General features: G+C 59.3%; 20 protein-coding genes and 2 pseudogenes. 11 read left to right on the forward strand and 11 right to left on the reverse strand.

From position 1 onward, the window contains the following. The first annotated feature begins 12 nt into the window (after positions 1-12). From ACMGF8_RS13090 to ACMGF8_RS13105, 4 genes and pseudogenes are all read left to right on the forward strand, one after another. Positions 13-993, forward strand: a pseudogene (locus ACMGF8_RS13090) (IS5 family transposase). 364 nt (positions 994-1,357) lie between these two features. After that, positions 1,358-1,759 carry a hypothetical protein gene (locus tag ACMGF8_RS13095; protein ID WP_146036386.1) on the forward strand — a complete coding sequence of 134 codons (402 nt, stop codon included), beginning with the start codon at positions 1,358-1,360 and terminating at the stop codon, positions 1,757-1,759. 276 nt (positions 1,760-2,035) lie between these two features. Then, positions 2,036-2,349: pseudogene (locus ACMGF8_RS13100) on the forward strand (transposase); the annotation flags it as partial. Between the two features lie 708 nt (positions 2,350-3,057). Next, positions 3,058-3,366, forward strand: coding sequence for a hypothetical protein (locus tag ACMGF8_RS13105; RefSeq protein ID WP_146036387.1), 309 nt, complete (start codon positions 3,058-3,060; stop codon positions 3,364-3,366). A 300-nt stretch (positions 3,367-3,666) separates the two neighbouring features. Here the strand turns inward: ACMGF8_RS13105 and ACMGF8_RS13110 are convergent, their stop codons facing one another. Next, complete coding sequence (locus tag ACMGF8_RS13110) at positions 3,667-3,939, reverse strand: hypothetical protein (RefSeq protein WP_102861691.1); 273 nt, start codon at positions 3,937-3,939, stop codon at positions 3,667-3,669. Between the two features lie 288 nt (positions 3,940-4,227). Between ACMGF8_RS13110 and ACMGF8_RS13115 the strand changes: the two genes are divergently transcribed. After that, complete coding sequence (locus tag ACMGF8_RS13115) at positions 4,228-4,809, forward strand: hypothetical protein (protein ID WP_102861692.1); 582 nt, start codon at positions 4,228-4,230, stop codon at positions 4,807-4,809. A 137-nt stretch (positions 4,810-4,946) separates the two neighbouring features. On the opposite strand, the gene ACMGF8_RS13120 is transcribed toward ACMGF8_RS13115, so the two are convergent. Then, complete coding sequence (locus ACMGF8_RS13120; protein WP_102861693.1) at positions 4,947-5,894, reverse strand: AraC family transcriptional regulator; 948 nt, start codon at positions 5,892-5,894, stop codon at positions 4,947-4,949. A gap of 135 nt (positions 5,895-6,029) precedes the next feature. After that, on the reverse strand, positions 6,030-6,776 hold the full coding sequence (locus tag ACMGF8_RS13125; protein WP_102861694.1) for a DUF899 domain-containing protein: 747 nt from the start codon (positions 6,774-6,776) through the stop codon (positions 6,030-6,032). 195 nt (positions 6,777-6,971) lie between these two features. On the opposite strand from ACMGF8_RS13125, the gene ACMGF8_RS13130 reads away from it, so the two are divergent. Next, positions 6,972-7,364 carry a transcriptional regulator gene (locus ACMGF8_RS13130; RefSeq protein ID WP_102861695.1) on the forward strand — a complete coding sequence of 131 codons (393 nt, stop codon included), beginning with the start codon at positions 6,972-6,974 and terminating at the stop codon, positions 7,362-7,364. 10 nt (positions 7,365-7,374) lie between these two features. Here the strand turns inward: ACMGF8_RS13130 and ACMGF8_RS13135 are convergent, their stop codons facing one another. Together ACMGF8_RS13135 and ACMGF8_RS13140 are read right to left on the reverse strand one after the other, a co-directional pair. Then, a complete protein-coding gene (locus ACMGF8_RS13135; protein WP_102861696.1) occupies positions 7,375-8,244 on the reverse strand; it encodes a DUF6279 family lipoprotein in 870 nt (289 codons plus the stop codon). A 255-nt stretch (positions 8,245-8,499) separates the two neighbouring features. Beyond that, positions 8,500-8,688: a hypothetical protein gene (locus ACMGF8_RS13140; protein ID WP_016962619.1), complete on the reverse strand. Its 189-nt coding sequence runs from the start codon at positions 8,686-8,688 to the stop codon at positions 8,500-8,502. Between the two features lie 354 nt (positions 8,689-9,042). Here ACMGF8_RS13140 and ACMGF8_RS13145 point away from each other — a divergent pair, with 354 nt between their 5' ends. From ACMGF8_RS13145 to ACMGF8_RS13155, 3 genes are all read left to right on the forward strand, one after another. Beyond that, positions 9,043-9,879: a S1 RNA-binding domain-containing protein gene (locus ACMGF8_RS13145; RefSeq protein WP_060838083.1), complete on the forward strand. Its 837-nt coding sequence runs from the start codon at positions 9,043-9,045 to the stop codon at positions 9,877-9,879. A gap of 177 nt (positions 9,880-10,056) precedes the next feature. Beyond that, a complete protein-coding gene (locus ACMGF8_RS13150) occupies positions 10,057-10,980 on the forward strand; it encodes a DMT family transporter (protein WP_102878814.1) in 924 nt (307 codons plus the stop codon). A gap of 190 nt (positions 10,981-11,170) precedes the next feature. Next, entirely contained in the window at positions 11,171-11,299 is a 129-nt protein-coding gene (locus ACMGF8_RS13155; protein WP_416759873.1) for a PA1414 family protein, read from the forward strand. Between the two features lie 88 nt (positions 11,300-11,387). Here ACMGF8_RS13155 and ACMGF8_RS13160 read toward each other — a convergent pair whose 3' ends face one another. The 4 genes from ACMGF8_RS13160 to speB all read right to left on the reverse strand — a co-directional run bounded on the left by ACMGF8_RS13160 (position 11,388) and on the right by speB (position 14,779). Then, positions 11,388-11,648 (reverse strand): hypothetical protein, encoded by a 261-nt coding sequence (locus ACMGF8_RS13160; RefSeq protein ID WP_110595135.1) that lies wholly within the window; start codon positions 11,646-11,648, stop codon positions 11,388-11,390. Positions 11,649-11,674: 26 nt separating this feature from the next. Continuing rightward, positions 11,675-11,806: a hypothetical protein gene (locus tag ACMGF8_RS13165; RefSeq protein ID WP_258009097.1), complete on the reverse strand. Its 132-nt coding sequence runs from the start codon at positions 11,804-11,806 to the stop codon at positions 11,675-11,677. Positions 11,807-12,104: 298 nt separating this feature from the next. Next, positions 12,105-13,493 carry a sodium:solute symporter gene (locus tag ACMGF8_RS13170; RefSeq protein WP_115581844.1) on the reverse strand — a complete coding sequence of 463 codons (1,389 nt, stop codon included), beginning with the start codon at positions 13,491-13,493 and terminating at the stop codon, positions 12,105-12,107. A 335-nt stretch (positions 13,494-13,828) separates the two neighbouring features. Continuing rightward, on the reverse strand, positions 13,829-14,779 hold the full coding sequence (gene speB / locus ACMGF8_RS13175) for an agmatinase (RefSeq protein WP_011059912.1): 951 nt from the start codon (positions 14,777-14,779) through the stop codon (positions 13,829-13,831). Between the two features lie 357 nt (positions 14,780-15,136). Here speB and ACMGF8_RS13180 point away from each other — a divergent pair, with 357 nt between their 5' ends. Together ACMGF8_RS13180 and ACMGF8_RS13185 are read left to right on the forward strand one after the other, a co-directional pair. Further along, complete coding sequence (locus ACMGF8_RS13180) at positions 15,137-16,030, forward strand: LysR family transcriptional regulator (protein WP_102861700.1); 894 nt, start codon at positions 15,137-15,139, stop codon at positions 16,028-16,030. Between the two features lie 9 nt (positions 16,031-16,039). Continuing rightward, a complete protein-coding gene (locus ACMGF8_RS13185) occupies positions 16,040-16,639 on the forward strand; it encodes a tRNA-uridine aminocarboxypropyltransferase (RefSeq protein WP_102861701.1) in 600 nt (199 codons plus the stop codon). A 103-nt stretch (positions 16,640-16,742) separates the two neighbouring features. Here the strand turns inward: ACMGF8_RS13185 and ACMGF8_RS13190 are convergent, their stop codons facing one another. Both ACMGF8_RS13190 and ACMGF8_RS13195 read right to left on the reverse strand, forming a co-directional pair. Further along, positions 16,743-18,098 carry an HlyD family type I secretion periplasmic adaptor subunit gene (locus tag ACMGF8_RS13190; protein ID WP_207167250.1) on the reverse strand — a complete coding sequence of 452 codons (1,356 nt, stop codon included), beginning with the start codon at positions 18,096-18,098 and terminating at the stop codon, positions 16,743-16,745. An 11-nt stretch (positions 18,099-18,109) separates the two neighbouring features. Continuing rightward, on the reverse strand, positions 18,110-20,269 hold the full coding sequence (locus tag ACMGF8_RS13195) for a type I secretion system permease/ATPase (RefSeq protein ID WP_102861703.1): 2,160 nt from the start codon (positions 20,267-20,269) through the stop codon (positions 18,110-18,112). Positions 20,270-20,275 lie beyond the last annotated feature (6 nt).

A 20,275-nucleotide genomic window follows, 5' to 3' on the forward strand; every position in this document is an offset into this window, starting at 1 on the left:
CCGAGTTTCCCGATGAAGCAGATGACTTTCGCCGATGCCGAGTACGCCGGCAAGCGTAAGCAAACCCGCAAGGAGCTGTTCCTGATCGAGATGGATCAGGTGGTGCCATGGAAAGGTTTGATTGCCCTGATCGAGCCGCACTACCCCAAGGGTGAAGGCGGCCGTCCGGCCTATCCGTTGATGGCGATGCTGCGCGTCCATCTGATGCAGAACTGGTTCGGCTACAGCGATCCGGCGATGGAAGAGGCACTGTACGAGACCACCATCCTGCGCCAGTTCGCCGGCCTTAGCCTGGAGCGCATTCCCGACGAAACAACCATTCTCAACTTCCGTCGCCTGCTGGAAAAACATGAGCTGGCAGCCGGCATCCTGGCCGTCATCAATGGCTATCTCGGCGACCGAGGTTTGTCGCTGCGCCAAGGTACTATCGTCGATGCCACGCTGATCCATGCGCCGAGTTCGACCAAGAATCAGGACGGTAAACGCGACCCGGAAATGCACCAGACGAAGAAAGGAAACCAGTATTACTTTGGCATGAAGACCCATATCGGCGTGGATGCCGAGTCCGGCTTGGTGCATAGCGTGGTAGGCACAGCGGCCAACGTGGCGGACGTCACTCAAGTCGACCGACTACTGCATGGCAAAGACAAGGCGGTGCATGCCGATGCTGGCTACACCGGGGTGGAGAGGCGGCCCGAGCACGAAGGAAGCCAAGTCATCTGACAGATTGCGGCGCGCCGCAGCACCTACAAGAAGCACGGAAAACGCAGCCTGTTGTACCGAATGAAGCGCAAGATCGAGAGAGCCAAGGCGCAGACACGCGCCAAGGTCGAGCATCCGTTTCGTGTGATCAAGCGCCAGTTTGGCTACACCAAGGTTCGCTTCCGTGGGCTGGCAAAAAACACCGCGCAGTTGGTCACGCTATTCGCTCTTTCAAATCTGTGGATGGCGCGCCGGCACTTGCTGACGAATACGGGAGAGGTGTGCCTGTGATGCAGGTAGTAGCCGTCGCGAGGTGCTCGCGGCGGCTAAAAACAAAGAAGTGAGCGGGTGATTTGGTCGTTTTAGATCGACTCCCTGCTTTCAAAAATGGCAGGTGCGGAAGTCGGTTAAAAATATCGGACTACTTCAGACCATCCCTAGATGGGCCTCATATCAGGATATGTCTGAAGCATTTCAGAAGGCTCAGGCGATCTATAGAAAAACCGGACAATCCTCTGTCACAGTTGATTTGGGGCGAGTTATTGGGGAGGGATACTTAAAGGGTGGGGGTAGTTATGTGCAGACTACAAAGGCCGTTGTGCGGTTCGATATCAACGGTAAACCATATACGGCTTATCCAAAGTTGAGGTGATTTATGATTAAGGTTGGTTTTGTTGTTCTGGAAGCTGTATTGGCTCCAATAATCGAGCCTCAGGAACCTCTGTATTCAAAGCTTGCTTGTGTTGATGGTGAAGATGAACGGCAATTAAGAGAGGTTATTTCTGAGTATGTTAGGCCCTATTATGACTCATTTGATACTTGGAGTAAGGGTGTGATCTCAAGTTCTATACTTTACTTTTTTCATGTTGGTTGTCTTCCTGGTGGAGTATCTTTAGAGTCGTTGCCGGTGCCTTTTGATTTTCCGCAAGATTTAAGAGTGATTTGTTCGTGCTTGATCGATGAGTTGGCTATTGAAAGACGAGGAATTGATGTGCGGGAGTATGAGTATTGTGATGAGCTAAGCTTGGTTCATCGCTTGAGGCGAAATAGAAGTTGATGTGGTTGATGTAGTCGATATGTGGCGTGATTGGCTGATATTTTTATCGGCTAGGTTTGGTTGTTTGTCTCTATTATAAATTTTATTGTTGTGTTTCTTGGTGCTTTATCTACTCTCGTGTTGCTATGTACTAGATGTTTTTAGGAGTTCTTCGATCAAGTTCGCAAATGTGCTGAAATACACCTGACTTCCTGATACGAGCCACCCATGAGCCAGATGAGCTTTTCCTACTTCGAGTAAGCCGGCAGGCGCAAGTAGACGCGCCGCGAACGCTTCTTGGTCGAGATGGATCAGGTCGCGCCCTAGATTGGTTTGCTAGGGCTCATCGAGCTTTACTACCTGAAGGCTGGCGGCGGCGAAAACCTTATCCGCTGGAAACCATGCTGTGTATCCATCTGTTGCAGAATTGGTTCTCTTTGAGCGATCTGGCCATGGAAGAAGCGCCCTACGAAATCAAACCCATGCGCCAGTTCGCAGGCCTGACGCTGAGCGCGACGATCCCCAAAGACACCACAGTCATGAATTTCCGGCACCTGCTGGAAAAGCATCAACTGGTACCTGCGATCTTTGCGATCATCTACGTCTATTTGTAGGAAAAAGGCCTCTCTCTGCGTCAGGGCACTATCGTCGATGTTACAAGTTATCTGGATTATATTTTTGTTATCGAAAATTAATATTTCCCGGCATTGCCAGGGAATGTTTGTTGTTACTCTGCTGTAATCACGAGTCTATTCTTACTGGCTTCAATTCTGATCTTCTGATTGACACCCAACCCAGCATGTTGCACCAAGTGCCTGTAGTGCCTGTAGTGTTTTAGTAACTCTCCGCACTCAGAGTTGTCTCAACCAAGAGGGCCGGCATCTACTGAGGGTAGTCAAGTGGTTACGCCAAATGGGAAATTGTCCAGCCCGACTCACCCGTTAGAAAAGCATGGGTCCGATGCTAGTGATGGATACCTTGAAGATAGGGTTCAAAATGAGTTGATTAATAGTAAGCGTACAGGCTCACGAACAGCGTTCAATGATCGTGCGCAAATGGAGGATGCTATAGTCATAACATTTTTAATTAAGGCGCAAGATTTGAATTCATGGTTGGCATCCTCACCTCCTGCGGGTATGACTAAGGCCTTCTTGGCTGATCCAGGGTTAGGGGGGCGAGGATTTTAAGTTCTTACTACAGCTGGTCAGATATTCTAAAATAGTTAGTCCTATACCTAATGTTAACTTAGCTCGTAAGTCTGATGGGAAAGGTGGTTATATGATTCATACGGCACATCCTGAATTCTAATGGAGAGACATGTGGCTAGTCTTGAGTGGAAAGAAAATTTGCTTGATATTTTTGCTGCTACTGTGAATCAACAGACACTTGAAGAGGCTGCTGAGGATATGGCGTCTTTGAGTTTTTGTTATCCCGGCCTTCACGAAGATTATTTGAGAACTTTTGATTTTTCTATAAAAGCTTTGCAAGCTGGTGATAACTATCCAGTTGAGTGTGTAAATAGAAGTGGCTATAAGGTTCGTGATGCTGAAAGTGCTCTGGAGCTTGTTGAGGATCTGAGGGAAATTTATATGAGAATCTATGTGGCGGGAAAAGTCGAAGGTAACTAATGCGATAGAGGTGGATGGGCTGTAGTCGTGGCAATCAATATATCTGTTTCACATTGCTCCCGGTTAGCAGGTGAACAGTCCAAAGTCTAAAAGCGGACAGATATGCTTGTGACGGTGAGGGCGGGGGCTATCTCTCTCAAGTCGGAAGTCGAAGTTGGTGTGATAGTCGTTCGGTTGAGGGCTGTTATCTGGTCCAGGATGCAGGCTTGGGCGTTATCGTCAAAGAGAGCAAGTAAGCCTTTGATCGGTATCCGATCAATTGCGATAAAAAAGGGCGACTTTCAAGCCGCCCTTTTTTGCTTACTGGAGCACCTGCTCCTGCATCCGCCTTGTCGTCACATCCATCAAATCACACCCATCGCGCAGCAAAATGCTGCACACCAGCGACAGTTCCTGCAGCACCACTGCACCTTTGGGCGCTTCATCAGAAACCGCGAAGTTTTCCAGTAGTTGAGTCACAGCGCGAATGCGATACGCCGCTGCATCGTGCAGGACGTCTATGGGAGCTTGGGTATCGATCAGCAGGGATGGAATGTTGCAGTCGTGACCGGTTATAGCTTGATAACGCGTCATTTATTGAGCCTCTTTAGTTTGACTGAGGACTCTGTAGATCAGGTCGCCAAACCCGGTCGTCCTTTCAACGACCCCTCGACTATATCCAGCGCTCCCCCTGTCCTTAAAGCCCCATTCCTACTGGACTGTCTGCTTCTGCCGTAAGGCAATTCCTAATTTGCCGAGAGTATCTTTTCAAGCCGGTCCGCCACGATTTTCCTGGCTTACAATGCCGCCGCTTATCGCCATGCCACAGGTGGTTTTCAGGTGGCGGTGCGTTGTTGAAAACCTTCTCAAGGAAGATCCGTCATGCGTCTGTTGTCTCTGCTCTTCACCCTAGCTCTGCTCGCTGGTTGTGCCTCCACCCCGGACTATTACATCTCGCCCAAACCGGTGCAGATTCCCGCCACCGCCACTTATTGGATCGACACTTTCAACCTGCAACTGGTTGGCGAGAGCGAGCGCTTTCTGCCCGAGGACAAGCTGCGTCAGCAACTGGGCATGGAGTTGATCCGGCAATTGGGTAATGCCAATCGCTACGCCGCCACCAAGGACAGCGCCGACTATCTGCTGGATGTGAATGCGGTGTACAAGCGTCGGCTCAGTGATTCCAAGGGGGGGCTGGTGTCGATGGTCGTCGATGACAATACGATCCTGGCCAGTGTCGATTTCGGCTACAAGGTCCAGGTCAAGCGCGACGGCGCCGAGGTGTTGCATTTCGCCCAGGAACGCAATGGGTTGCAGCCTGCCGGGGCCATGGGCCAGTTGCGCAATATGAAGACCATGTTGGGGGCGATTACCAACAGCGGTAATTCGGATGTGGAGAACTTCTACATTCGTGCTCTGCCGAAGTTCATCGTTCGTGATATCACGGCCATTCCTTCTCGTTGAGTGGGTATGTAGCGGGATTGTAGGAGCGAGCTTGCTCGCGATGAACCCGATGGCGCCGCGCTCTGTCAGTAACAGCGCGTGATCGTTGGCGTTCTTCGCGAGCTAGCTCCTACATGAGGATCAACGTGCTTTTGGGGTTACAGCTTCTTCACCGGAATGCAGATCTCACACTCCAGCTCTCCCGTCTTGAGGTCGTAATACGCATCCGCCGGGTAGCGCTCGAAGGCCGGGCGTGGGTCGAACTGCAGACCGCTCTTGGGTAGCCAGTCGCGGCACAGTTCGATCCAGGCGTCGGCGATCGCCGGGCCCAGGCCGCGGTAGTGGGCCACGGCGTAGAGGCCGCCGGGCAGGGTGGTGACGACGGCGGGGGCGCTGGCCTTGAAGTCCTTGGGCACTTCGACGCAGGCGTCGTAGCGGCATTTGTCGGCGGGGGTGAGGTCCGGGTCGTCGTGGCCGATGCCGTAGCGCACGTGGTTGAACAGCTGGTGTTCGAGCATCCAGGGCATGGCGGTTTCGCGCCAGAACAGGCCGATGCCGGGCCCGTAGGCGCCGATGTAGCGCAGGTAGGCCACGCGGGTGGCGGGCAGTTGCTGCAGGGTGACGTTCATGCTGGTTTCCTTCAGATGAATGAAGGCGTCAGGATCGTCGAAGGCCGGGATGTGGGTCTGATCAGGATTGCTCAATTCACGCAGGCGCCGTTCTCGGATGTCGTCGAGGCGGCGGTGCCAGCGTTTGGGTTCGGTGTCGCGCCAGGTGCTGGGTGAGACCGAGAAGTGTTGCTTGAAGGCCCGGGAGAAGGCTTCGCCGGAGCCGAAGCCGACATCCATGGCGATTTCCAGGATTGAGGCTTCTGGGCGGCTGGCCATCAGATAAGCCCCACAGGCCAGGCGCCGACGCCGCAGGTAGGCCCCGAGGGGCTCTCCGACCCAGGCGCTGAACAGGCGGTGGAAGTGGTAGGGCGAGAAATGCGCCACCCGCGCCAGATCTGCCAGCTCCAGGGGCTGGTCCAGGTGTTGGTCGATATGCTCCAGCACCCGGCTCATGCGCAGGGTGTATTCGTGGAGGCTGTGGTAGGCGGCGCTCATGTTTGCAGATTAGTTCGCTGTGGGGCGGACGTTGCAGTCTGCCGCAGATTTGTGCCGTTTGTGAGAGCCAATCGCCTGTCGGTACGATTCGCCGGCAGCCGGCTCCTACAAACGCCCCGTAGCCGGCTTGCCGGTTCAAGCGTCACCACAGCAAGGGCGGCTTCCCTTGCCTTCGGGTGTCTGTTCGTAGCGGTCATGGAGGCGGACCCAGTCCATGATCTGCTCTTCATTGCGCCCTTTGGGCGTCAGATCGAGGAAGTTATAGGCTCCCACCAGCAGGTCCAGTCCGCGGGCATAGGTGGAGTAGGTGTGAAAAATCTCACCCTGGTCGTTGCGATAGAACAGGCTCAGGCCGGGTAACTCGGCTTCATCGCCACTGGCCTGTTCATAGTTGTAGGTCGCGGTGCCCGCGGCTAGCTGCTGGGCGCTGAGGCTGACACCGAAGTCCTGGTTGAAGTCGTCACCGGCGCTGGAATACCAGTCGAAGCGCCAGCCCATGCGTCGACGGAAGTCCTGGAATTGGGTATAGGGCGCGTGGGAGACAGCCACCAGCGTTACGTCGTGATGGGCCAGGTGCAGGTTGGCGCCGTCGAAGTGGTCCGCAAGAAAGGAGCAGCCCTTGCAGCCTTCTTCCCAGCCGGCGCCGAACATGAAGTGGTAGACCAGCAACTGGCTACGCTCGCCGAACAGTTGCGCCAGGCTCAGTGCTCCGTCGGGGCCTTGAAAGCGGTAGGGCTTGTCGATCTTGACCCAGGGCAGCGCCCGTCGCTCGGCACTGAGCTGGTCGCGCTGGCGGGTCAAGGCCTTTTCATGGATCAGGTGCTGCTTGCGTGCGAGCAGCCATTGTTCCCGGGAGACCACGGGGTGATCGGTAGTGCTCATGGCGTTTCTCCTCAAGGCAGGGGGCATGGGTCTTACAGACGCTAGTCGTTTGGCGCAGGGCTGGATCGACAAGCTGCCCAGCGGTTTTCCGATCAGGGGTCAGGCTGGCGCGGCGTATTTCCTGAACGGCTGAAAACCCGGTCGGTCACAACCTATGAACGGCATTTCATTCTCATGTCTGGAGGTTGAACCGCAATGACCACATATAACTGGGATCTGATTGAACGACTGCTGCACGAAGTGCAGAACGGCGCCGGCCACAGTTTCACGCCTCGCCCCTACGCAGAGCAGCATGCGGCGGCCAAGGAGGCGGAGGGTGAGCCCACCGGCAATCTGGATGAGCTGAAAGTCACCGCCACCCAGTACGAAAAGTTGCTGCTGGACCGGGGCTTTATTGAAACCAGGCCCGAGGAAGAGGGCGGCAACGGCGAGAACTTTGTACTGACGCCTCGTGGCTCAAGCCTGCTGTGTCTGATCGACAGCAGTATTCCGGGCAACGATCACCCGCGTCAGGTGCTGGATGAACAGGCTGATGCCCTGGCTGCGGATACCTTTGATGAGGTGGCCTCCAAGGCGCAGATCGCCTAGTTTCGCGATGCTAGCCCTGGCTCGCGTTCTGCAGGCATTTCAGGGCGGCGAAGTCCTTGCGTACACCGTCGATTTTCTTCAGCAGGTGCTGGCGTTGGTCCACGCTGCTGGCGGCCATCAAGTCAACCAACAGGCTGCGTGCGGCCTGTTCGGTGTGGGCGTAGGCCTGGCGGTAGTCGTCCGTCCATAAACTCTCGCGGTTGATCAGCAATTGCTCGATGCGCTGTGGGAAATCGCTGTCTCGGCGTTGCGCCACCGCGGCGCTGAATTGCGTCTGCCAATGGACGCGATTGGCGATCCACTGCTGGTTCTGCTCTCCCAGGGAGGCAGACCATTGCTCGATTCGTTGTTGCTGGCTGGGGGTCAGGGGGCCAAGCCAGGCATTCAGGCGCTTGCTCATGCGCTGACTGCGCTGCTGGATCTGTTGCGCCAATGATGGCGTGAGGTACTTCTTGCGGTGTTCTTGCTGGTCCTTGGCGAAGGCGTTGTTCATCTCGTTGACTTGCCCGTCGTCCAGGTCCTGGAGCAGTTCTACAGCGGAAGGGGTGATCTGTCTTACAGTCTCGGCGATGGCCTGCTTGGCTTCCCGGGTTCGTGCTTGCAGGTCCTGATCACTGACCTGATTGCTCTGCACCATCAATTGCAGGCGATCGAGCCAGTCCAGATAGCCGGGCAACTGGGTGCTGCAATGCCAGCTCAGGTGCTGCTGCAGACGCTGGTTGAACCAGCTTTTCTGCTCGCTGTTCATGTCCAGGTAGTCGTTGAGGGTCCAGGGGATGATTACATCCAGGTTGCGATAGGCCAGGCCGACTCGGCTGCAGGCGCCGAGCAGCAGGCTGAGGATCAGCAACGAGATAAGCAGGGGCCACTGGCGCGCCATGTTCGAGTCCTTGCGAGTTCGGGTTCCTGCATCTGAACCCGGAAGGCTGCCGGCCGTTCAGTCGCAGGGCGGAAGGCCGACAGTGATGAACTGGGAGTTGGCTGAAACTATTGATCCAGAGAGCTGCAAGGATAGCGGCCAGGAACAGCGGATAAGGGCCGTTGGTCGACTTTTAGTACTAGGGGGAGGAGAGAAGGGTGCCAGTCCTAGCGCTTTGAGGGCAAAGCGCTAAGGGACCAGGATAATGCGGGGGAATTACTTCTTGCCGAGGCTGATCTGCTTGGATGGGCCGAAAGTCTGGCCGCTGACGCCTTTGGCAATTTGCTGGATTTCGCCGCCCGATTTCAGGAAGGCCGCGATTTGTTCGTTGATCGATTCGCTGGTTTCAACGGCGGGAGCTGGTTTTGCTTTGCTGTTGGAGGCTTTTACTCGCATGGCGGCCATTTAACCTTTTGGGAAAATTAATTTGGCCAGGCATCTTATCAGAAATACTTGACAATTGCTTGGTAAATATCCTCTGAAACAGAGGGTCGTTTTTTGAGCTTTTTCCTTAAGTTGATCTTGCTGACATCTTCCTAAGTGGCTGTTTTAAATAAAGACCTGTTACTGAAAATGCGGCCTGGTGGCTGTTTGCCCTTACCCGGCAGGTCGCTGTTGGCCTGACGAATGGCCGCTTGAGCGCCAGTGATGCTAGAAAAACCAAGGCTCTTCACGGATTTTTCCGGTCCGGGACTCAGGAGCGCCAACCTGGGCGTGGAAAACAGGTAGAATGCCGCCCACGCAATGAGGGTATTGGAAATGGCTTTAGTCGGGCGCTACAACAGTTTGCAAGTGGTTAAACACACTAACTTTGGTTTGTATCTGGACGGAGGGGCGGACGGCGAAATATTGCTGCCCAATCGTTATATTCCCAAGGATATTCCCAGTGAAGATGAAGACTGGTTGAATGTTTTTGTTTATCTGGACAGTGCCGACAAGTTAATCGCAACTACCGAAAAGCCGAAAGTTCAAGTTGGCGAGTTTGCCAGCCTTAAAGTCGTCGAAGTTAACAGTATCGGGGTATTCCTGGATTGGGGATTGCCCAAGGACCTGCTGCTGCCCTACTCGGAAGAGAAGCGCCAGATGAATGCCGGCGAGTACTGCGTGGTGCATGTCTATCTGGACAAGCACACCCGTCGTATCACGGCCACGGCTCGCCTGGACCGCTACCTGGACAAGACTCCGGCTAACTACAAGGTTGGTCAGGAAGTCGACCTGTTGGTGGCTGAATCCACCGACATGGGCTTCAAGGCGATCATCAACAACAAGCACTGGGGCCTGATTCACAAGAACGAAGTGTTCAAGTTCCTGCGCTCCGGCATGCAAGAGAAGGGGTTCATCAAGGAAGTGCGGGCCGATGGCAAGATCAGCCTGAGCCTGCAACCGGTGGGTGAAGAAGCGGCCACCAGCCTGAACTCGAAGATCCTCGCCAAGTTGCGCGAAAACAATGGCTCTCTGGCGGTCAGCGACAAGAGCGATCCGGCCTTGATCAGCAGTTTGTTCGGGGTCAGCAAAGGCAACTTCAAGAAGGCCATCGGCGCGCTCTATAAACAGGGCCAGATTGTCATTCACGCAGATCGTATCGAGCTAAGCTGATACTTGTTTCGCTCTGGGGTGGATGTGCTTAAAGCCCCACCTCTTCTATGTCTCGTGTTGCTTGTCTTTCCTGGTGCGGCCGGTCTTGCAGCACGACGGCTGGGCGCGGCGCCTGGGGGCGTTGTCTTTTCCACAGCGGGTAGCTGTCATGTCGATGAATCAATCTGAGGGACTGCGGTGAGCATCGAGCGGCGCAACGCCGATGGATTTGCCCTGCAGGTGATGCTGGGGTTGTGCCTGATCTGGGGCGTGCAGCAGGTGATGATCAAATGGGCGGCGGCGGATATTGCCCCGGTGATGCAGGCGGCTGCTCGTTCCGGGATTTCGGCGCTGCTGGTGGCCCTGCTGATGTGCTGGAAAGGGGGCTGGTCCCAGGTCTCCAGTACCTGGCGAGGCGGTTTACTGGCCGGCGCCCTGTTCGGCCTGGAGTTTCTGTTCATTGCCGAGGGGCTGAAGCTGACGAGCGCCGCGCATATGTCGGTGTTCCTCTACACCGCCCCGATCTTCACTGCCCTTGGGGTCAATTGGTTGCTGCCCAGTGAGCGGCTGCGGCCGTTGCAATGGTTGGGGATCATCCTTGCTTTCATTGGCATCAGCATCGCCTTTGCCGGTGGAATCTCCCTGGACAATCTGGATCGGCGCATGCTCCTGGGGGATGTATTGGGATTACTGGCGGGGCTGGCCTGGGGCGCGACCACGGTGGTGGTACGCGCCTCGCGATTGTCGGAAGCGCCAGCCACACTGACCCTGTTCTATCAGTTGATCGTTGGGTTCGTCGGCCTGCTGCTGATTGCGGTGCTCAGCGGCCAGGTGACCCAGGTCAGCCTGACCCCGGTGGCCGTGGCCAGTGTGTTGTTCCAGGGGCTGGTGGTGTCGTTCTTCAGCTACCTGACCTGGTTCTGGCTGCTGCGTCGCTATCTGGCGGCGAACCTGGCGGTGTTTTCGTTCATGACACCGATGTTTGGCGTGACCTTCGGCGTGCTGTTGCTGGGTGAACCCTTGAGCCTCAACTTTGTGCTGGGGGCGCTGCTGGTGCTGCTGGGCATCACCTTTGTCAGCGCCGAGCAATGGCTGCGTCGGCGGATCAAGCGCTTTCTATAAGCCGCTGCCCAGGAGACTGCCGGGCAGGCGCCACAGGCGCTGCGGGCCAATGGCTGAATAGCCTTGGCCGATTCGCTTCAATCCAGTAACAGTTCATTGCTATTGCGAGGCAGCGCGCGGGAAAAGTTAGGACTATTATCTGCTTGAGGCGGCGCAGTATCGCCGCTCGGCACGACCCTGAGGGGGCACTATGAAAGACAAACTGCAAAGCTGGCTGCACGACCTTGGTGTCGCACTGGGCCTGATCGAGCCACCGCTGCAACCGGTGCCGATGCCTACCGACGAAGAACTGCGGCGCCGTCAGCAACGTCGTCGTTGAGCTCAGGGCGAGAGCGGAGTGCAGACTCCGGCTCTCGCCAGGGTTTTCTGGCCGGCAGTCGCTCGGCCATCCACCCGAGGCAATCGGGTCAATCCTGATTTTGCCGGGACTTTTCCAGCAACCATTGCACCAGGTCGTCGACCTTTTCCAGGCGCCAGAGCGCTCGCTGTTCTTCCCGTGGGGAGATGCAGAGATCGAACCTGTCCTCCAGGCGCCAGAGCAGCGCTTCGATATCCTCCCGGTCGAGTCCGAGTGCTTGCAGAGCGCTTTGGTCATCGAAGTCGGTGCGTTCATCCAGCCCCCGACGGATGAGCAGGTGTACGGCCACGCGTGCTTCGGCCCGTTTCATCGCGTTACTCCCGAGGAGCGAGCAGGTCAGGCGGGACGGGCAGCGTCGGCGCGGGTCTTTTCCAGGATCACCTGGCTGAGTTCGCTGATGGAGTTGATCCGGTACAGATCAAGGTCTGGATCAACGCGGATGCTTGGCTGGATGTCGAAACGGTCCATAAACACCTCGGGGCAGGGGAGAGGTTCTGATTGTTTTATGACCCCGTCCAAGGGTGAAGCGATAGCGTGCCCTGAGGCTGCCAGCGATCCTTGTACTGTTCAGTAACAGTCGTCGCTGAATCAGATTACAGCAGAGGTTTTTTCCGGCGGTGGTGACCGCTCGTCCAGTGGGCGGCTTCCTGGATCGGGCTGAAGCGAGCGTCATCCGGCGTTGTGGCACTTTTTCGTGGACGAAAAAAACGGGTGCGGCCACCGACGCCGCACCCGTCGAAGAAAACTTCAGGCGTCTGACTTCAGGTCAGATCGCATTGGCCAGAGGCACCGAGCGCCGGGAGACCAGGCTCACCACCACGAAACTCACCAGGCCCACGGCCAGGCTGTAGTAAATCGGTGTGTTGGCGTCCAGGCCGTCCTTGAACATGAAGAACAGCGCGGTCATGAAGCCCAGAGACATGCTGGTGATGGCCCCGGCCGTGGTGGCGCGTTTCCAGTAGATGGCGCCGATCAGCGGAATCAGCATGCCGCCCACCAAAAGGTTGTAGGCCAGGGTCAGGGCACTGATCACGTCGCTCACTACCAGGGCGATACCCAGCACCACAACGCCCAGCAGCAACGTCGCGATGCGGTTTTCGTGCACGTCGCCATTGCCACTTTCACGGCCACCGCGCAGCCGCGGCAACAGGTCCTGGGTCACGGTGGTGGAGGCCGCCAGCAGGCCGGCGCTGGCGGTGGACATCAGGGCTGCCAGAGCCGCGGCAATCACCAGGCCGCGAACGCCGTTGGGCAGGCTGGTCTGGACGATGCTGGCGAAGGCATTGTTGACGTTGTCCAGATCCGGCAGCAGCACCTTGGCGGCCATGCCGATCAGCGCGCCGGCCAGGCCGTACAGCACGCAATAGATGCCGGCCGCGGTCCCTGCAATCTTGGCTACTCCTTCGCTGCGGGCGGTGAACACTCGTTGCCAGATGTCCTGACCGATGAAGATGCCGAAGAAGTAGATCAGGAAGTAGGTGAGGATGGTGTCCCAGCCGATGGCGGTGAAGTCGAAGTAGCTGGCGGGCAACTTGGCCACCAGGCTGTCCCAGCCGCCGGCGTCGACGATGGACAGCGGCATCAGCAGGAACACCAGGCCGATGGTCATGATCAGGAACTGCACGATGTCGGTCAGGGTCAGCGACCACATGCCGCCGATGGTCGAGTAGAGCACCACCACACCGCCGCCCACCAGGATCGATACCCAGAATGGCAAGCCGAACAGCACCTGCATCACTGTCCCAATGGCAATGGTGGAGGTGGCGCCGATCATCAGTGCGTAGACCAGCATGATCAGTCCGCTGGCGTGGCGTGCCGCGGGGTTGTAGCGGCGCTCCAGCACTTGGGTGACGGTGTAGATCTTCAGTTTCAGCAAGGGTTTGGCCAGAAACAGGCTGAGTCCGACGATGCCCAGGCCGATGGCGCCGCAAAGCCAGAAGCCGGAAATGCCGTGGACGTAGCCCAGGCGTACGGTGCCGATGGTCGAGGCGCCGCCCAGTACGGTGGCCGCCATGGTACCCAGGTAGAAGCCCGGCCCGAGGTTGCGGCCGGCTACCAGATAGTCATCACGGGTCTTGGCCCGGCGCATGCCGTACCAGCCCAGGGTGATCATGCCGGCGGCATAAATCAGTACTACGAGAATATCCAAGCCCATGTTCGGGTCCTCACAAGCAAGTTGTTATTGTTGTTGCCACCCGCCGATGCGGACGGTCACCCCGTTGACCAGTGGAGGCCGGTCTTCCGGAAGAGCTGCGGTTGCTGGGGCAGTTCAGGCCAAGGGGGGCCTGTTTCGAGAGAGGTCGTACAGGGTGCTGCGTCGAGGGGCGGGAATCTGGGCGTCCCCGTTGTTCATGTCGTTAAGGCTGTTTTCTTTATTGTTATTCATGATCTGCTCCGACCACGTTGGCTAAGGTGTTGCGCTCCTTTGCATGACGGTTCCATGGCCGCGCTCGTGCTTGAGCGCGGCACCAGCCCTCCCAGGGCCGAGACTCAGCGGTGGGCCACGCCGGGCAGTACGCAGAGCATTTCGTACAGCAGGTTGGCACCCAGCAGCGAGGTGTTGCCGGTGGTGTCGTAAGGCGGCGAAACCTCCACCAGGTCGCAGCCCACCAGGTCCAGGCCCTGGCAGCCACGGACGATCTCGATGGCCTGGATGGTGGTCAAACCGCCGATTTCCGGGGTGCCGGTGCCTGGAGCCCAGGCCGGGTCGATGCCGTCGATGTCGAAACTCAGGTACACCGGACCGTTGCCGACCTTTTCACGGACTTCGGCCATCAGCGGTTCCAGGGATTTGTGCCAGCACTCTTCGGCCTGGACCACACGGAAGCCCTGCTTGCGGCTCCAGTTGAAGTCTTCGGCGGTATAGCCCTGGGCGCGCAGGCCGATCTGCACCACGCGGTCGCAGTCCAGCAGGCCTTCTTCCACGGCGCGGCGGAAGGTGGTGCCGTGGGCGATCTTCTCGCCGAACATGTGGTCGTTGACGTCCGCGTGGGCATCGATGTGCACCAGCCCGACCTTGCCGTGTTTCTTGTGGATGGCCCGCAGGATCGGCAGGGTGATGGTGTGGTCGCCGCCCAGGGTCAGGGGAATCACGTTGTGTTCGAGGATGCCGTCATAGGCTTCTTCGATGATGCGCACCGCGTCCAGCAGGTTGAAGGTGTTGATTGCCACGTCGCCGATGTCGGCCACCGACAGCGAGTCGAACGGAGCGGCACCGGTGGCCATGTTGTAAGGGCGGATCATCACCGACTCGGCGCGGATTTCCCGCGGGCCGAAACGGGTGCCGGCGCGCAGCGAGGTGCCGATGTCCAGAGGCACGCCGACGAACGCAGCGTCCAGGCCGGCGGCGGATTGCAGATGGGGAAGACGCATCATGGTGGCGATGCCGCCGAAGCGCGGCATTTCGTTGCCGCCCAGTGGTTGGTGGAGAATCTTGTCCACGGGATAGGCCTCATCGTTGTTTTATATTTATGGGGCTGAGGGCGCAGCAGGTATCGCCCGTTCAACCGATTGGGCCGATTCTGCGAAATGTAGTTCGGGGAAAGAATCGCTACGGACAAATACTTAGTTCAGATTTTTCTAAACTAATGGCCAGGGCCGCGCTAGACTCTCGCGCTGCTGCCAACGCCCTGCGAAGCGTGGCAGCCTGCCCCCTTCTGCTGGTGCAAGCAGCGTTATCCGGGTGACGGGGGCGATTGAACGTGGGCATGGATGGCATCGGGTCTGCTTCATCGCGCGGCACGAGCACGCGCACTTGTTACAGGGAAGTGGTCGTTTTGCCTGTTATCGGAGCCTGTCATGGCCAACGCTTTACCTGATCTGAAACTATTGCGCATCTTCGTCAGCGTGGTGCGCCATCAGGGGTTCGCCAATGCCCAGCACGAACTCAATCTCTCGACGTCGGCCATCAGCACCTACATGAGCCAGCTCGAAGGCGCCCTCGGGCTGGTGCTCTGCCACCGTGGCCGTGGCGGGTTCAGCCTGACCAGCAAGGGTGAGCTGTTCCACCAGGAGACCTTGCGTCTGCTGGGGGAGCTGGAGGGCTTCGAACAGTACGCCGCGGCCCTCAAGGGCGAGTTGCGCGGCACCCTGAACCTGGGGGTGATCGATTCCACCGTCAGCGACAAGGCCCTGCCGTTCGCCGAGGCCATCGGCGCCTATAGCCAGGAGCATCCGGCGGTGCATTTGCACCTGTCGGTGATGAGCCCCCACGAACTGCAACTGGGGGTCCAGGACAACCGCCTGGACCTGGCCATCGGCGCCTTTTCCACGCGCATGAGCGGCCTGGTGTACATGCCGCTGTACCGCGAGCAGCACTGGCTGTACTGCAGCAACCGGCATCCGCTGTACAGCGAGCGGCGCATCCCCGAGCAGGTCATCACCCAGCAGCGCATGGTCGGCCGTGGCTACTGGAGCCAGGCGGAACTGGCCCGGCACGGCTTCAAGCACAGCGCGGCGACTGTCGAAAGCATGGAGGCGCAGTTGATCCTGGTGCTGTCCGGCGCCTACATCGGCTACCTGCCGGAACACTATGCCCAGGCCTGGGCCGACAAGGGCGACCTGCGGGTGCTGCTGCCGGCAACGTTCGGCTACCAGGCGCCGTTCTCCCTGATCATGCGTCGTGGCCGGGGCCGTGAACCCCTGATCCAGACCTTTCGCGATCTGCTCAAGGCCCAGCTCAACCAGTCATAAGGAATTCCCATGTCCCGAGCACGCTGCGAGCGTTGCCTGCGTCCCACAGGCCATTGTCTGTGCCCGCTGATCCCGGATTTGCCCAGCCGCACCCGGGTGTTGCTGCTGCAGCATCCCAGTGAGGTCAACCACGCCTTGAACACGGCGCGGCTGGCGGCCCTGGGGCTGCACAATGCGCAGTTGCGGGTGGGTGAGGTGTTCGAGGATTTGCCGACGCTGCTCGCTCAACCCGGATACCGGGCCTGCCTGCTGTTCCCGGCGGACGATGCCCAGCCGCTGCAGGCCTATGCCGAGACCGATGAACCGCTGCTGCTCGTGGTGCCCGACGGTACCTGGCGCAAGGCCCGTAAGCTGTTGCACCTCAATCCGCTGCTGGCGGCCTTGCCGCGAGTGACCCTGGCCGCCGCGACGCCCTCGCGCTATCGCCTGCGCAAAGCCCCGGGACCGGGTGCGCTGTCGACCCTGGAAGCCATTGTCCAGGCGTTGCAGGTACTGGAGGCGCCGGCCTCCTTCGAGCCCTTGCTGCGCCCCTTCGAGGCCCTGATCGAAGGGCAGATCGCGGCGATGGGCGAAGACACCTACCAACGCAACCACGGCGCCAAACCCTGACGTCTTGCCTTCAGGTGCGGGCTTGCCCGTGAAAGCACTCTCAAGTCTGCGGCAAAGTCAGAGGGCCTCTTCGCCGGCCAGCCGGCTCCTACGTAGCCGGCAGTCAGCGTTCGCGCATGGCTTCGGTGCGGGCCTTGAGCACGGGCTTGAGCAGGTAGTCCAGCACGCTTTTCTCGCCGGTGATGATGTCCACCGTGGCCACCATGCCGGGGATGATCAGCAGTGGATTGGCGTCGCCCCCCAGGTGGTTCTTGTCGGTGCGTACCTGGATCAGATAGAAGCTGTTGCCCTTGTCGTCGGTGACGGTGTCGGCGCCGATCAACTCCAGCTTGGCGCTCAGGCCGCCGTAGATGGTGTAGTCATAGGCGCTGAACTTGACCATGGCTTTCTGTCCGGGGTGCAGGAACGCCACGTCCTGAGGCCGGACCTTGGCCTCAATCAGCAGGTTGTCTTCCATGGGTACGATTTCCACCAGGTCGCTGCCGGGCTGGACTACGCCGCCGATGGTGTTGACCCTGAGCAGCTTGATCACGCCGTGCACGGGCGATACCACCGTGGTGCGGTTGACCCGGTCATCGATGGCGATCCCCGACGCGGTGATCTTCGACAGGTCAGTGCGTTTCTCGTTGAGTTCCTTGGCGGCATCGGAGCGGAAGGTCTGCACCGATTCATCGATCTTGCTCTTGATCTCGTTGATGGCCGATTCGGCCCGTGGAATGGCCAGGGTGGTGGCGTCCAGGGAGCCGCGAATCTCTACCGCGCTGCGCTTGAGCCGCAGGATTTCCACCGGTGACACGGCGCCAGTGCCCACCAGGGGGGCCGACATGTTCATCTCTTGATTGAGCAGGGCCAGGCTGGAGCTGTATTGCCCCTGCTTGGAGCGAAATTCCGCCAGTTCCTGGGTCTTCTGCCGCAACTGTTCGCTGAGGGTGCGCTGCTCGCTGGCCAGGCGCCGTTGGCGCTGGTCGTAAAGCGAGCGTTCGTCTTCCGCCACTTGCGGCGCCTTGCTCAGCACTTCGGCGGATGGGGTGAAGGGCTTGCCTTCGGCTTCGGCGGACAGACGCTCGACCTGGGCCATCAAGGCGAAGCGATCCGCCTCGCTCTCGCCCTTGTTCGAGCGAAAGCGCGTGTCATCCAGGCGCAGCAGGGTCTGGCCCTTGTCCACCATCTGCCCCTCGCGGACGAAAATCTCGGTGACAATGCCACCTTCCAGGTTCTGGATCACCTGGATCTTGCTCGAAGGAATGGCCTTGCCTTCGCCCGTGGTGACTTCCTGGAGCACCGCGAACCTGGCCCATACCAGTGCGCAGAGGATCAGCGCGGCGGCGATCCAGACCGTCAACCGTGATCTGCGGGGCGAGTCTTGCAACGAGGCTTCTGCGGTTTCCGGCATGAATTCGCTTTCCGCGCTTCGGCGAAAACTGCCCAGGTAACTGCGGGGTGACGATGGTGTAGACATGCTCGGCACTCCTAGACGGCTGCAGAGCCAACACGGCCCTTGCGCAGTGCATCGATAACCGCGTCTTTCGGTCCGTCGGCGACGATCCGTCCTTCGTCCAGAACCACCAGGCGGTCCACCAGGCTGAGCATCGAAGTGCGGTGGGTCACCAGCAGCAGAGTCTTGCCCTGGACCTTGGCATGCAGGCGCTGACGCAGTGCGTCTTCGCTGCTGTTGTCCATGGCACTGGTGGGTTCGTCCAGCAGCAGGATCGGCGGGTCCAGCAGCAGGGCCCGGGCCAGCAGCACCGCTTGGCGCTGGCCGCCGGACAGCAGTTGCCCACGTTCACCCACCGGTCGGTCGAAGCCTTGGGGGTGGGCGCGGGCCAGTTCGGTGACCCCGGTGAGCTCGGCGACTTCGAGCATTCGGGCATCGCTGATGTAGCGCGCGCCCAGGGTCAGGTTGTCCCGCAGGCTGCCGGCCAGCAGCGGCAGGTCATGGGCGACGTAGCCGATCTGCTGACGCAGGTCGGCCACGTCCAGTTGCCGCAGGTCCAGGCCGTCCAGCAGCAATTGGCCTTCTTCCGGGGTGAGAAAACCCATCAGCAACCGAGCCAGGGTACTTTTCCCCGAGCCGCTGCGGCCGATGATGCCGACCCGCTCTCCGGGCTTGAGGCTGAAACTGATGGTGTTCAGCGCCGGGGTGCTTTGCCCGGGGTAGCGAAAGCTCACTCGGCTGACTTCCAGGGCGCCGTGCAACTGGGTGCGCTCCAGAGGCCGCTGACGGGCATCGCGTTCCTGGGGCAGGGCCATCAAGGCGTCGGTGCTGCGCATGGTCAACTGCGCCTGTTGGTAGCGGGTGATCAGCCCGGCGATCTGTCCCAATGGCGCCAGGACCCGACTTCCGAGCATATAGGTGGCCACCAGGGCGCCGACGCTGAGGTTGCCGGCGATGATGCTGTAGACCCCGGCGACGATGGTGGCCATGCCGGACAACTGCTGAATGAACAGGGTGCCGTTGGTGGCCAGGGCCGAGAGGTTGCGGGCGTGGCTGTCGAGGCGGGTCAGGGCGCCGTGGGTGCTTTCCCACTTGTGCTGGCGTTCGCTTTCGGCACTGCAGGCCTTGAGGGTTTCCAGGCCGCCGAGGGTCTCGATCAACAGCGCCTGACGTTCGGCACCCAGGGCCAGGCTTTTTTGCACGGTGTCCCGCAGGCGCACCTGGATCAGCATGGCGAAGACGATGGTGATGGGGAACGCGAGTATCGGGATCACCACCAGCCAGCCCCCGAGCAGGCCGATCACCACCAGCATCAGCAGGGCGAAGGGCAGGTCGATCAGGCTGGTCAGGGTCACGGCCGTCAGAAACTCCCGCAGGCCCTGGAAGTCGTGGATGCTTTGGGCAAAGCCGCCGATGGTGGCTGGTCGGGCCTTCATGTTCATGCCGGTGATGCGTTCGAACAGGGTGGCGGAGAGGATCACGTCGGTCTTTTTCCCGGCCTGGTCCAGCAGGTGGGCCCGTACCACCCGCAACACCAGCTCGAACCCGGTGCCCAGCAGCAGGCCCAGGGTCAGCACCCAGAGGGTCGAGGTGGCCTGGTTGGGCACCACCCGATCGTAGGTCTGCATCACGAACAGCGGCACCATCAGGCCCAGCAGGTTGATCAGGAGGCTGGCGAGAATGGCGTCGCTGTAGAGCCAGCGCGAGAGCTTCAGGGTGTCGCGAAACCAGGCGTCGACCCTGGGCACCAGGGGGCTGCGCAGGTCTTCAAGTTCATGGCGGGGGCGGGCGAACAGGGCCTGGCCGCTGTATTCCCGGGCCAGTTCCTCGCGGCTCACCCACTGCTCGCCACCTTCGGCCTCGCTGGGCAGGATCAGGGCCTGGCCATCCTCGCCCCAGCGCCTGAGCACCGCGCAACGACCGCCTTGGAGAATCAGCAGCACCGGCAGGTTGAGAGCGGATATCGCCCCCAGTTCCCGGCGCAGCAGACGAGCCTGAAGGCTGGCCCGGGCCGCGGCCCGGGGCAGCAGGTCGAGGCTCAGGCGTTGCTTGTCCAGGGGCAGGCCTGCGCTGAGGCTGCCCCGGCTGACGTTGCAGCCGTGGAGTCGACACAGGATCAGTAATCCGTCCAACAGCGGGTCATCGAAGCTGGCACGCGGATCGGCGTGCGGGCTCCCGGGTTCGAGGCTGGTCAAATCGAG

Source organism: Pseudomonas sp. BNK-7 (genome assembly GCF_048072025.1).
Lineage (GTDB): Bacteria > Pseudomonadota > Gammaproteobacteria > Pseudomonadales > Pseudomonadaceae > Aquipseudomonas > Aquipseudomonas danubii.